At 70.0% G+C, this 11,950-nt stretch carries 13 protein-coding genes; 3 read left to right on the top strand and 10 right to left on the bottom strand.

Going from position 1 to position 11,950, the window contains the following annotated elements:
* Nucleotides 1–83: 83 nt before the first annotated feature.
* Nucleotides 84–365, bottom strand: coding sequence for a glutaredoxin family protein (locus tag AQI95_RS06540; RefSeq protein WP_107121568.1), 282 nt, complete (start codon nucleotides 363–365; stop codon nucleotides 84–86).
* A 119-nt stretch (nucleotides 366–484) separates the two neighbouring features.
* On the opposite strand from AQI95_RS06540, the gene AQI95_RS06535 reads away from it, so the two are divergent.
* The 3 genes from AQI95_RS06535 to AQI95_RS06525 all read left to right on the top strand — a co-directional run bounded on the left by AQI95_RS06535 (nucleotide 485) and on the right by AQI95_RS06525 (nucleotide 4,014).
* Nucleotides 485–1,414 (top strand): HAD family hydrolase, encoded by a 930-nt coding sequence (locus AQI95_RS06535; RefSeq protein WP_067118899.1) that lies wholly within the window; start codon nucleotides 485–487, stop codon nucleotides 1,412–1,414.
* Between the two features lie 342 nt (nucleotides 1,415–1,756).
* The gene (locus AQI95_RS06530; protein WP_067118896.1) at nucleotides 1,757–2,536 is read left to right on the top strand and encodes an ECF subfamily RNA polymerase sigma factor, BldN family; all 780 of its coding nucleotides are present in this window, start codon (nucleotides 1,757–1,759) and stop codon (nucleotides 2,534–2,536) included.
* 248 nt (nucleotides 2,537–2,784) lie between these two features.
* Nucleotides 2,785–4,014 (top strand): DUF5667 domain-containing protein, encoded by a 1,230-nt coding sequence (locus AQI95_RS06525; RefSeq protein WP_067118894.1) that lies wholly within the window; start codon nucleotides 2,785–2,787, stop codon nucleotides 4,012–4,014.
* Between the two features lie 89 nt (nucleotides 4,015–4,103).
* On the opposite strand, the gene AQI95_RS06520 is transcribed toward AQI95_RS06525, so the two are convergent.
* From AQI95_RS06520 to AQI95_RS06485, 9 genes are all read right to left on the bottom strand, one after another.
* Entirely contained in the window at nucleotides 4,104–5,177 is a 1,074-nt protein-coding gene (locus AQI95_RS06520) for a lysophospholipid acyltransferase family protein (RefSeq protein ID WP_067118891.1), read from the bottom strand.
* A 15-nt stretch (nucleotides 5,178–5,192) separates the two neighbouring features.
* A complete protein-coding gene (locus AQI95_RS06515; protein WP_067118888.1) occupies nucleotides 5,193–6,254 on the bottom strand; it encodes an NAD-dependent epimerase/dehydratase family protein in 1,062 nt (353 codons plus the stop codon).
* Nucleotides 6,255–6,462: 208 nt separating this feature from the next.
* The gene (locus tag AQI95_RS44570) at nucleotides 6,463–6,561 is read right to left on the bottom strand and encodes a 30S ribosomal protein bS22 (RefSeq protein ID WP_003948845.1); all 99 of its coding nucleotides are present in this window, start codon (nucleotides 6,559–6,561) and stop codon (nucleotides 6,463–6,465) included.
* A gap of 136 nt (nucleotides 6,562–6,697) precedes the next feature.
* Nucleotides 6,698–6,910, bottom strand: coding sequence for a helix-turn-helix domain-containing protein (locus AQI95_RS06510; protein ID WP_159056494.1), 213 nt, complete (start codon nucleotides 6,908–6,910; stop codon nucleotides 6,698–6,700).
* A gap of 129 nt (nucleotides 6,911–7,039) precedes the next feature.
* Nucleotides 7,040–7,855: a phosphatase gene (locus AQI95_RS06505; RefSeq protein ID WP_067118883.1), complete on the bottom strand. Its 816-nt coding sequence runs from the start codon at nucleotides 7,853–7,855 to the stop codon at nucleotides 7,040–7,042.
* A 103-nt stretch (nucleotides 7,856–7,958) separates the two neighbouring features.
* Complete coding sequence (locus tag AQI95_RS06500) at nucleotides 7,959–9,131, bottom strand: acetoin utilization protein AcuC (protein WP_067118880.1); 1,173 nt, start codon at nucleotides 9,129–9,131, stop codon at nucleotides 7,959–7,961.
* Nucleotides 9,082–10,302 (bottom strand): MFS transporter, encoded by a 1,221-nt coding sequence (locus tag AQI95_RS06495; protein WP_067118877.1) that lies wholly within the window; start codon nucleotides 10,300–10,302, stop codon nucleotides 9,082–9,084. Before AQI95_RS06495 ends, AQI95_RS06500 begins: the two co-directional genes overlap by 50 nt.
* A 93-nt stretch (nucleotides 10,303–10,395) precedes the next feature.
* Nucleotides 10,396–11,154 carry a VC0807 family protein gene (locus tag AQI95_RS06490; protein ID WP_067118874.1) on the bottom strand — a complete coding sequence of 253 codons (759 nt, stop codon included), beginning with the start codon at nucleotides 11,152–11,154 and terminating at the stop codon, nucleotides 10,396–10,398.
* A 92-nt stretch (nucleotides 11,155–11,246) separates the two neighbouring features.
* Nucleotides 11,247–11,891 (bottom strand): HAD family hydrolase, encoded by a 645-nt coding sequence (locus tag AQI95_RS06485; protein WP_067120323.1) that lies wholly within the window; start codon nucleotides 11,889–11,891, stop codon nucleotides 11,247–11,249.
* Between the last annotated feature and the right edge of the window lie 59 nt (nucleotides 11,892–11,950).

Raw genomic sequence — 11,950 nt, 5'->3', positions numbered from 1 at the left:
GCAAAACCGCACACTCTCCTCACGAATCCCGCCCCCGAGATCAGACCGCCGTCGATCCTAAGCGACTTTCGAGCCGGTTTGGACTAGTCGGTCAGTGCACGGCGCAGTCGCTCCTCGTTCACGCGCCAGAAGGTGTGCTGTTCACCGTCGATCAGTACGACCGGGATCTGCTCCCAGTACTGATCGTGGAGAGCCCGATCCTCGGTGATGTCCTTCTGCTCCCATGACACGCCGAGTTCGCCGCAGACCTTCTCGACGACGAGCCGCGCGTCGTCGCACAGATGACAGCCGGGCTTGCGGACCAGCGTGACGAGCCGCTCACGGGGATCGGCCTTGCGTCGGAAAAGGGGACTCATGCCGGCCATTCTCGCCCGCCCCGCCCGACCTGCGGTCCCACCTGCTTTAACGGCTCGGTAGCGGAGAGTTCACACGCTTCCAACCTCTCGACTCCGGAAGCACCGAACAAACTGGCTATGCTCACGACATGGCCGCTCTCGGATGGCTCACCCCCCGTAGGCGCTCCGCCACGGCGCGCAGCGTGTTGGCAGGCGAGGCCTCGGCGGAGGCTGCCCGCAAGTCCTCTCAGGAGGCCCAGGAAACCCCGCGGGCCACCGACGAGGAACCGGAGTTCCCGGTGCGGGGCGACGTCAGGGCAGCCGCCTTCTTCGACCTCGACAACACCGTGATGCAGGGCGCCGCGCTGTTCCACTTCGGCCGGGGCCTGTACAAGCGGAAGTTCTTCGAGACGCGCGACCTCGCCAGGTTCGCCTGGCAGCAGGCGTGGTTCCGGCTGGCCGGCGTCGAGGACCCCGAGCACATGCAGGACGCCCGCGACTCGGCGCTGTCCATCGTCAAGGGCCACCGGGTCGCCGAGCTGGAGTCGATCGGCGAGGAGATCTACGACGAGTACATGGCCGACCGCATCTGGCCCGGCACACGCGCCCTGGCCCAGGCCCACCTGGACGCCGGTCAGAAGGTGTGGCTGGTCACGGCGGCCCCCGTGGAGATCGCCCAGGTGATCTCCCGCCGCCTCGGCCTCACCGGCGCCCTCGGCACGGTCGCGGAGTCGGTGGACGGCGTCTACACCGGCAAGCTGGTCGGCGAGCCGCTGCACGGCCCGGCGAAGGCGGAGGCGGTCCGCGCGCTGGCCTCGGCGGAGGGCCTGGACCTCGCCCGCTGCGCGGCCTACAGCGACAGCCACAACGACATCCCGATGCTGTCCCTGGTCGGCCACCCCTACGCCATCAACCCCGACGCCAAGCTCCGCAGGCACGCCCGCGAGAAGGACTGGCGCCTGCGGGACTACCGCACCGGCCGCAAGGCGGCGAAGGTGGGCATCCCGGCGGCGGCGGGCGTCGGAGCGGTGGCCGGCGGCACCGCGGCGGCGATCGCCCTGAGCCGGCGCCGTCGATAACGGCCGCCCGTACGCGGCCCGCGGGCAGCCCCCGCCCCCCTTCACCCCTCCTCCGGCCCCAGCGCCTCGCTTCGCGCGCCCGAATTATGCCGCGGCCACTTCAACACGCCCTGTACCTCACCGAAACAGGCGCCTTTTCGATCAACAACCGATCAAGGTGCGGCACTTGATAGGGCGCCAATCGGTAACAGAAGCGACGCAATCGATGATTTGAGCAACTCGGTGTAGCAGTGCCTGCACGAAGCGTTATTCTCCTCAGACGCAAACCGGTACCTCTCCGTCGCTACGACGGGTGAACGGTCCCGTACTGCACGTGATGGAAGCTCTGCCTCTGGGAGTCCCGTGTACCCACACGTCGGGGTTGACGCCTCGGGCCTGGCTACGCTGCGCGCAACACTCGCAACGGTCAAAGAGACGCTGCGCGGCCTCGTCCCCACCGCGTACGCCGTCCCCGCCTTCGCCGCCGCCGCGCCCGTCGGCCCGTGCTACGCACTGGCCGACGGCGGCGCCGCCGTCGGCAGACGAGGGCGCTCGGCCGGCGCCACCACCGCCCGCCGTCCGGCCGCCGACAGCGACAGCGCCCGGATGATGGATCTGGTCGAGCGCGCACAGGCGGGCGAGGCCGAGGCCTTCGGTCGGCTGTACGACCAGTACAGCGACACGGTGTACCGCTACATCTACTACCGCGTCGGCGGCCGGGCCACGGCCGAGGACCTCACCAGCGAGACCTTTCTGCGGGCGCTCAGAAGGATCGGCACCTTCACCTGGCAGGGCCGCGACTTCGGCGCCTGGCTCGTGACGATCGCCCGCAACCTCGTCGCCGACCACTTCAAGTCCAGCCGCTTCCGCCTGGAGGTCACCACCGGCGAGATGCTCGACGCCAACGAGGTCGAGCGCTCCCCGGAGGACTCCGTCCTGGAGACGCTGTCCAACGCCGCGCTGCTGGACGCCGTGCGCCGGCTCAACCCGCAGCAGCAGGAGTGTGTGACGCTCCGCTTCCTCCAGGGGCTCTCGGTCGCCGAGACCGCCCGCGTCATGGGCAAGAACGAGGGCGCGATCAAGACCCTTCAGTACCGCGCCGTACGCACTCTGGCCCGGCTGCTGCCGGACGACGTGCGCTGAGCCGCAGCCCGTGACCCCGCCACCCACAGCGACGTCCAACTCACGTTCTGTGAGCGCTCGTTGCCTTTCCGATCCGGTCATCCGCCGTCCGTAACCCAAGTGCCGCGCCAGTCGTTGTGCGGGATACAGGCTCCCTGTGGTCACGTCTGGCCGACCCTGATCACTCGATCGTGTGGAAGTGGTCGCGGGCGTGCAACCCTCAGGACCCCCTGGGGAGTCGACCGTGATGACGAGAGGAGGTGCCGCCAGTGATCGCGAACGTATCGGCACACCGGCGGGCGAACGCCTTCGCCCAGGCCCTGGAGGAGCTGTCCGACCGGGACACGGCGGCCGACCAGTCCGTGAGCCCGGCGGGTTCCCCGCCGACCGCCGAGGAGCAGAGCGAGCAGGGTCGACTACTGGCCCTCGCCGACGACCTCGACGCGCTGCCCAAGCCGCAGCTCGACCCCGAGGTCAAGGTCGTGCAGCGCGCTCAACTGGTGGCCGCGATGGAGGCCATGCTCCAGGAGGGCACCGGGGCGGCGGACGCATCGGTACCGGAACAGCGCGGACACGGCCGGGGCGCGCACCGGGCGAGTCCACTGTCCAAACTCCGCCCGCGCTCCCGGCTGAGCAAGGGCCTCGCGGCGGGCGGGCTCAGCGTCGGCGTGGCCGCCGGGGCCTTCGGCGGCGTCGCCGCCGCCAGCTCCGACGCGCTGCCCGGCGACTCGCTGTACGGCCTCAAACGCGGCATCGAGGACTTCAAGCTCAACTATCTGACCAACGGCGACGACCAACGCGGCCAGACGTACCTCGACCAGGCCTCCACCCGGCTCAGCGAGGCCCGCCGGCTGATGGAGCGCGACCGCGGCGGCCACCTCGACCACGAGTCCATCAGCGAGATCCGCCGCACGCTCTCCGGCATGCAGCGTGACGTCAGCGAGGGCCACCGCCTGCTCCACGAGGCCTACGAGGCCGATCCCGGCTCGCTCGGCCCGATCCAGGCCCTGTCCACGTTCTCCCGCTCCCACCGCGAGGTATGGAGCGCGCTCAGCGACAGGCTGCCCCTGCAGCTCGGGGACGTCAAAAAGCAGGTGTCGTCGGTGTTCGACGCCATAGACCAAGAGGTCGCCCCGCTGCAGTCCCTGCTCCCGCACTCGCCCGCCCAGGGCGGCGACGGCAAGCGACAGGGCTCCGGCTCGGCAGCCACCGGCTCCTCCGGCGGCCACCGGTCGACCAAGCCCAGCGCCTCCGGCCACACCCCGTCCACCGGCAAGCACGCGAGCACCGGCGACCCGAGCGGCACGGCCACCGGCAGCAGCGGCATGGGCCTCATCGGCGGGGACACGGGCGGGCTGCTCGAACCGCCGAAGACCGGCGCCAGCGGCAGCACCCCGTCCACCAGCAAGCCCCCGACGAGCACACCGGACGTCACCATCCCACCGCTCCTGCCGGGCCTCCTGCCCGGCCTGGGCATCGAGGGCGAGGACACGCACTAGCGGCGGTACGGCCACGGCAGTGGGGGCGCCCTTTCCGAGCAGGGCGCCCCCACTGCCGTACCGCGGCGGATGTCAGAAGAACGCAGATGTCAGAAGAACACCGACCGGCGCTGCACCAACAGCTTGTACAGCGTGTGCTGGATCTGCTCCCGTACCTGATCCGTCAGGTTGAACATCAGCATGGGGTCCTCGGCGGCCTCCGCCGGATAGCCGTCCGTCGGAATCGGCTCACCGAACTGAATCGTCCACTTGGTCGGCAGGGGAACCGCGCCCAGCGGCCCGAGCCACGGAAACGTCGGCGTCAACGGGAAGTACGGAAAGCCCAGCAGCCGCGCCAGCGTCTTCGCGTTGCCGAGCATCGGGTAGACCTCCTCGGCCCCGACGATCGAGCACGGGATGATCGGCACCCCCTGCCGCAGCGCGGTCGACACGAAGCCGCCCCGACCGAACCGCTGCAGCTTGTACCGCTCGCTGAAAGGCTTCCCGATGCCCTTGAAGCCCTCCGGCATCACTCCGACCAGCTCGCCCTGGCGCAGCAGCCGCTCCGCGTCCTCCGCGCACGCCAGGGTGTGCCCCAGCTTGCGGGCCAGCTCGTTGACCACCGGCAGCACGAAGACCAAGTCGGCCGCGAGCAGCCGCAGATGCCGGCCGGCCGGATGACGGTCGTGCACGGCGACCTGCATCATCAGCCCGTCCAGCGGCAGCGTCCCCGAGTGGTTGGCGACGATCAGCGCCCCGCCCTTGGCCGGGATGTTCTCGATGCCCTTCACCTCGACCCGGAAGTACTTCTCGTACACCGGCCGCAGCAGCGACATCAGGACCTGGTCGGTCAGCTCCTCGTCGTAACCGAAGTCGTCGACGTCGTAGTCCCCGGTCAGCCGGCGCCGCAGAAAGGCCAGCCCGGCCGCCACGCGCCGCTCCAGGCCGCCGCCCGGCTCGCCGGCACCCGAACGCACCTGCGGCTCCTGCGGCTCCTCCTCGCGGCTCACAGGCCCATCTTCCTGCGCCCGGGCCCGGCCCGGCAGGGGCTGGACCTCACCCATCTCCCCGGCCTCGCCGAGAGCACCGCGCCGGCTGCCCGTGCTCCGGCGCCGCGCGGGGCGCTGCGCGGCGCCCCCGCGGGACCGGTCGTCGTCGAACGGAATGACCTTGGCGTCCGCCATCGTGTGCCGCTCTCCTCAGTTGGCGCTGTGCGTGGTGGGCCGGCCGCCGGCCCGCGCGGCCAGTGCGGCGATCCGGTCGACGGCCCCCGCGAGGGCCTCCGGCGGCACCAGCCCGGGGCCCTGGCCGCGGGCGAAGTCCTCGAACGTCTCGGCCGTCGTGTACCTGGGGGTGAAGCCCAGCGTCTCGCGCATCTGGACCGTGTCCACCACACGTCCGTGCGTGAGCAGCCGGATCTGCTCCGGCGAGAAGTCCGTCATGCCGAGCGTGCGCACCAGCGAACCCGCCCACGTGACGGCGGGCAGCAGCAGCGGCACGGTGGGCCGCCCGAGCCGCCGGGAGCACTGCGAGAGGAGCAGCACACCGTCCCCGGCGATGTTGAACGTGCCGCTGTTGAGGGTGCCCCGGCGCGGGTCGTGCGAGGCGATCCTGAGCACCTCGACGACGTCGTCCTCGTGGACGAACTGCAGCCGCGGGTCGTAGCCGAACACGGTCGGCAGCACCGGCAGCGCGAAGTACGAGGCGAGCGGGGTGTCCGCGGCCGGACCGAGGATGTTGGCGAACCGCAGCACGCACACGGCGACGTCCGGCCGGCGCCGGGCGAACCCGCGCACATACCCCTCGACCTCGACGGTGTCCTTGGCGAAGCCGCCGCTCGGCAGCGACTTCGGCGGGGTCGTCTCGGTGAAGACGGCCGGGTCGCGCGGCGCGGAGCCGTAGACGTTCGTACTGGACTTGATCACCAGCCGCTTCACGGTCGGCGACTTCTGACAGGCGCCGAGCAGCTGCATGGTGCCGATGACGTTGGTCTCCTTGACCGTGGCCCGGCTGCCGCCGCGCAGCGCCGTGCCCGTCACATCCATGTGGACGACCGTGTCGGCGCCGGTCTCCGCGAGCACCCGGGCGATCGTCGGCAACCGGATGTCGGCCTGGATGAAGTCCGCCCCGCCCAGATGGTGCGCAGGCGGCACCGCGTCCACGGCGATCACCCGGTCGACCTCGGGATCCCGCTGGATCCGCCGTACGAACCGGCCGCCCAGTTGCCGGGCCACTCCGGTGACGAGCACGACCTTCCCCAAGATCAGCGCCTTCCTTCCCGCGATACCCGTGTCCCGCGCGTTCGCCGTGTGCGGCCAACTTAGCGGGTTGATGTTGCGCTGTGATGACCACCCGATGCACGAAGTCACGGAAATTCACTGATCGGAATATGCCCGGTGCCCCGGACACACCTGTGGCCCCCCACCAGTGCTGATGGGAGGCCACAGAGGCACGCTCTCGCGACGCCGCTTACTTCTTGTTGCGACGCTGAACGCGCGTGCGCTTGAGCAGCTTGCGGTGCTTCTTCTTGGCCATCCGCTTGCGCCGCTTCTTGATAACAGAGCCCACGACTACCCTCGCTCACTTCTCATCACTCGGTTGTTTGGGCGCCATGGGCCCACACGACCTACGAGGGGCTAGCCTACCCAACCGAGCGCCCAGGTCGTAATCGAGGGGGTACCCCGGGGTCACCCGGGGGTCGCCGTCAGGCCGTCTCCACCCCCACATAGCTGTCACGGAGGTACTCGTGTACCGCTTGTTCCGGGACGCGGAAGGACCGCCCCACCCGGATCGCGGGCAGATGACCACTGTGCACCAAGCGGTACACGGTCATCTTCGACACTCGCATCACCGCGGCGACTTCCGCCACGGTAAGGAACACAACCTCGTTGAGAGGCCTCTCGTCAGCTGCACCCATGACACACCTGAACCTTCCGCACTCGACGGCCACCGGCTTCCCCTTCCGGTGACTCTTCGTCGTTGCGTGCTCACTCCCCAATGTAGGGGCGGGTGATGCAAGTGGGGAAGAGGTGCACCCATCGCAGGCCTACTGTGACAGACATGCTCGTTTGAGTACGTAGCGGGTAAGCGGCCGGTAGTAATCAGACCGCACGGCGTCATCAACCGGAACGGCGACGGACACGCGCCCCTCGGCCTCCCCCACGAACAGCGCCGGGTCGTCGGTGTCGGCCAGACCGATGGCCTCGAACCCCAGCTGACCAGCGCCGCAGACCCACCCATGGTCACCCACGACCAGCTCCGGCAACGGTCCGCCGCCCTCCGCCGCGGCCTCCAGCGCGACCCGAACCGGCAGCGGCGAATGGCAGTGCACGCCCGGCTCACAACGGGGGCGCCCACCGCCTGATTCCCGCACCAACCCGATTCGCCGTGTGTAGTCCACCGCACACGTGCGTAGACCGAACCGGGTCAATATGTCGACACAGCGGCCCTGCGCCGGAGTGAGCACGTCACACCCCGCCGCCGAGAGCGCGTCCGCCAGTCCGGCGTAGAACCCGAGCAGCCGCTGCGGATGCCCGGTCCCGAAGAGCACGGGCGCACCCCGTCTCGCCGCCTCCCCGATCCGCCCCGCGAACGCGTCCAACGCGGCCAGCGTCCGCTCCGGATCGATCACATCCGGCCCCGAGATGTGCCGCGGATCGGCCGAGACACCGCACTTCTCCGCCATGAGGCCCAGCAGATCCCGCTGCCCCCAGGCCCCTTCGGGATCGATCCCGATCAACACCCGGGGATCCCGGGCGGCGAAGAGCCGATAACTTCGCAGACTGTCCTCGCGGGAGGTCCCCACCTCCCCGGCAAGCCGAACAGCCAGCAGATACGCACGCAGAGCTCCGCCGGTCGACACGGATGCGATGGTGGCGCATCGGGGACGGGACGCGGGACGAAACAGGGGGAATTGCGCACAGTTGGCGTAACAGCCGAGAGACCGGGCCGGTGCCCTCCCCGGCTCAGGGCAGAAGGCCCCGCAGAGGGAACACCGCCCGACGCGTCGCCAGAACGGCCTGATCCAGGCGATCGGCGGGGTCGTACCCGGTCTCCCACGACGCCCAACTCACCGGCCACCGCCCGTCGGTCATCCGCTGCGGACCCAACTGGCGGGTCCGCGCGAACACTTCCTGCCGCCACCCCTCCGGAATCACCGTCTCCGGCGCCACCGGCCTCCCCGCCGCGATCGCCACCAGATGCGTCCACGACCGCGGCACCACATCCACCACCGCATAGCCGCCCCCACCGAGCGCGATCCACTTCCCGCCCGCGTACTCGTGCGCCAGTTCATGACACGCGACCTGCACGGCCCGCTGCGCGTCCAGCGACACGGCGAGATGCGCCAGCGGATCCTCGAAGTGCGTGTCGGCCCCGTGCTGCGAGACGAGCACCTGCGGCCGGAACTCCGCGAGCAGCTCCGGCACCACCGAGTGGAACGCCCGGACCCATCCCGCGTCCCCGGTCCCCGCGGGCAGCGCCACGTTCACGGCCGAACCCTCGCCGGCCCCGGCGCCGACCTCCTGCGGCCACCCGGTCTGCGGGAACAACGTACGAGGATGCTCGTGCAGCGAGATCGTCAGCACCCGCGGATCCTCCCAGAACGCCGCCTGCACCCCGTCCCCGTGATGCACGTCGACGTCCACGTACGCGACCCGCTCGGCCCCCAGCTCCAGCAGCCGGGCGACGGCCAGCGAGGCGTCGTTGTAGATGCAGAACCCCGACGCACCCCCGGGCATCGCATGGTGCAGTCCGCCCGCGAAGTTCACGGCGTGCTCGGCGTCCCCCCGCCACACCGCCTCCGCCGCCCCCACCGACTGCCCGGCGATCAACGCGGACACCTCGTGCATCCCGGCGAAGGCCGGATCGTCGACGGTCCCGAGCCCGTACGCCCCGTCCGCCCCCGCCGGATCGGCCGACGCGGCCTTCACCGCGTCGATGTAGTCCTCCCGGTGGACCAGCTGCAGCGTCGACTCCCCGGCCGGCTTCGCCGCGACGACCTCCATCTCCCGGTCGAGCCCGAAGGCGCCCACCAGCTTCCGGGTCAGCGCCAGCCGCACCGGATCCATCGGATGGTCCGGGCCGAAGTCATAGCCCGTTACTGCCTCGTCCCACATCAGCTGTGCGCGGCCGCTCATGCCCGCCACCGTATCGGCCCGTCCCCACGGCGAACGACCTGGCGTACACCAGCGTCACCAGGACCAGCACCATCGGCACCAGCATGGCTCCCCGATAGCTCCACGCCTCGCCCAGCGCACCCACCAGCGGCGAACCGACCAGAAAGCCCACGTAATTGAAAATATTGAGTCGTGCGACGGCGGCGTCCGAAGCGCCGGGAAACAGCCGCCCCGCCGCCGCGAACGTCTGCGGCACCAGCACGCACAACCCCAGCCCCAGCAAGGTGAACCCGAGCATCCCGACCCACGCCCCGGGCGCCGAGGCCACCACCGCGAACCCGGCCGCGGCCACCAGCGTCCCGAGCCGTACGACCGCCACCGCCCCGAACCTGCGCACCCCGAAGTCCCCGATGGCCCGCCCCAGCAGCGTGGTCACCATGTACACGTTGTACGGCACGGTCGCCAGCTGCTCGGAGCTGCCCAGCACGTCCTTCAGATACTTCGCGCTCCAGTTGGAGACCGTCGAGTCCCCGATATAGGCGAAGGTCATCACCAGGCAGAGCGGCAGCAGCAGCTTGAAGACGACGCCCGCGCCGCCCGCACCCTGCTCCTGGCCCGCCGCCACGGCCCCCGGCTCCCCGTCGACGTACCACCGGCTCCCGACGAGCGTCGCCGGCAGCAGCACAACCACCACCGGCAGGTACGACACCCACAGCGCGAGATGCCAGTGCGCCCCGACCCACGCCAGCGACGCGCCGAGGATCCCGCCCAGGCTGTACGCGGCATGGAAGCTGAGCATGATGCTGCGCCCGTACGACCGTTGCAGGCTCACCCCGAGCATGTTCATGGAGGCGTCCAGCGCCCCCACGGCCAGCCCGAACGCGCCCAGCGCCACCGCCAGCTCCGCGATCCGCCCGCCCGCCCCGGCTCCGAGCAGGGCCAGCAGCACCACCGGCTGAGACCAGCGCAGCAGCCGACTGGGCCGTATTCGCTTCACCAGCTGCTCGGTGCTCACGCTGCCGACCCCGGCGAGGATCGGTACGGCGGCCAGGAAGAGGGGCAGCAGCGCGTCGGAGACGCCGTACCGGTCCTGGATGCCCGGGATCCGCGTCACCAGCAGCGCGAAGGTGGCACCTTGGGCGAAGAAGCTGAACGCCAGCGAGGCCCTACCGCGCCGCAGCACATCAGTCATGGCGGCGAGCGTAGGGCCCCGGACTACCTGTGGGTAGATCCAGCCAAAGATGAATTTTCCTCAGGTTCACCGACCGGAAGGTCGGGCCGCGGGTCAGGCGACGGCGTGCACGGTGGCTCCGGCCTCGCCGGCCTCATCGGTCTTGCCGCTCTCGGCACCGGCCTCGGCCTCGGCCTTGAGCATCCTCTCCATCGGCTCGATCGCCAGGCCACCGCCGACGACCATGCCGATCCCGATCGCGCCGACCAGGAAGACCGTGCCGAGCCAGACCATGGTGTCCACAGGGACCGTGTACGCGCCCACGACCCGCGCGATGCACTCGGCGAGCAGCGCCACGCCCCAGACGACGGAGTAGGCCCGCTCCTTGCGCAGGAAGGCCGCGGACGGGGCCGACGCCCCGGACGTCAGCCGCGCCCAGGCGGCTTCCTTGGCCGCGTCGGCCTTGACGAGGAAGGGCTTCAGGCCGGCGGTCATCATCGGCTTGCCCATCCGCACGGAGAGCAGGATCCCGATCCCGACGGTGCTGCTGACCGCGCCGTCCTTGGCGAGCATCAGCCGCGGGTCACCGGAGAGGAAGGTCAGCAGCAGTGAGACCACGTTGACGACCAGGATGAGCCCGGCCAGCCCGTTCACCTTCCGCTCCTTCACCAGGCTCCACACGGTCCGCAGCGCCGGCACCACACTGCTCCAGGCGAGCGCCGCGAAGGTGCTCATCCCGAAGGCGTCCTTGAGGAGGTAGTAGGAGCCGAGCGGCACCGCCACGTCCACGATCAGCGGCAGGAAGTTCTCCAGCACGCTCGGGTTCTGCTTCTGCTGCTCGGTCCGGCCCTGGGCCCCCGTGTTCTTCGTCATGCCCTCAGCTTCGCCGCTTCGAGGGGTCCACCACTAGAAACGAACGTCCGGACGTGCGTATGACAATTGTCAGCCCGGACCGCTGGCTCAGGTCATATCAGCAGGTCAGCCAACTCGCCCATGGTGGCGAAGAGTTCATCGGCCGCTGCCAGCTTCGCCGGGGGCGTCATCGCGGTGAACCCGTAGACGGCCATCCCGGCCGCCACGGCGGCCTGCACGCCCAGCGGCGAGTCCTCCACGACCAGGCACCGCTCGGGCGCCACTCCCATCCGCTCGGCGGCGTGCAGGAAGAGATCGGGCGCCGGCTTGCCCCGCCCCACATCCTCGGAGCTGAAGATCCGCTCGTCCCCGAACCACCGGTCGAGCCCGGTCGTACGATGCCCGACCCGGATCCGCGCATGGCTCCCGGAAGAGGCCACGCAGTACGGCACCCCGTCCGCGGCCAGCTTCTCCAGTACGCCGCTCACGCCGGGCACAGGCTGCAACTCCCGCTCGAACGCGGCGAACACGCGCGCGTGGAAGACGTCGTCGAAGTCGTCCGGCAACCGTTGCCCCGTCCGCTCCAGCACCAGGTCGTGTATCCGGTGCATCGCCGAGCCCATGTAGTCCCGAATGGAGTCCTCGTAGGAGGTGGGATGCCCCAACTCGGTGAGAAGAGCGGCCAGCAGACGGTTGGAGATGGGCTCGCTGTCCACGAGCACACCGTCGTTGTCGAAGATAACCAAGTCACAGCGCATGCATTCGAGCATAAACGCAGAAAGGCCCACACCAGAGGTGTGGGCCTTTCTCAAAATTT

This window comes from Streptomyces yokosukanensis (assembly GCF_001514035.1).
GTDB classification, from domain to species: Bacteria; Actinomycetota; Actinomycetes; order Streptomycetales; family Streptomycetaceae; genus Streptomyces; species Streptomyces yokosukanensis.
The sequence above is the reverse complement of the archived record's forward strand: the minus strand, read 5'-3'. Positions and strand labels throughout refer to the sequence as shown.

Excerpts from the sequence above, each read along its gene's own strand:
- AQI95_RS06485 (WP_067120323.1), bottom strand. The coding sequence starts at position 11,891 with ATGCGCTGTGACTTGGTTATCTTCGACAACGACGGTGTGCTCGTGGAC.
- AQI95_RS06535 (WP_067118899.1), top strand. The coding sequence starts at position 485 with ATGGCCGCTCTCGGATGGCTCACCCCCCGTAGGCGCTCCGCCACGGCG.
- AQI95_RS06540 (WP_107121568.1), bottom strand. The coding sequence starts at position 365 with ATGGCCGGCATGAGTCCCCTTTTCCGACGCAAGGCCGATCCCCGTGAG.
- AQI95_RS06495 (WP_067118877.1), bottom strand. The coding sequence starts at position 10,302 with ATGACTGATGTGCTGCGGCGCGGTAGGGCCTCGCTGGCGTTCAGCTTC.
- AQI95_RS06490 (WP_067118874.1), bottom strand. The coding sequence starts at position 11,154 with ATGACGAAGAACACGGGGGCCCAGGGCCGGACCGAGCAGCAGAAGCAG.
- AQI95_RS06520 (WP_067118891.1), bottom strand. The coding sequence starts at position 5,177 with ATGGCGGACGCCAAGGTCATTCCGTTCGACGACGACCGGTCCCGCGGG.
- AQI95_RS06500 (WP_067118880.1), bottom strand. The coding sequence starts at position 9,131 with ATGAGCGGCCGCGCACAGCTGATGTGGGACGAGGCAGTAACGGGCTAT.
- AQI95_RS06510 (WP_159056494.1), bottom strand. The coding sequence starts at position 6,910 with ATGGGTGCAGCTGACGAGAGGCCTCTCAACGAGGTTGTGTTCCTTACC.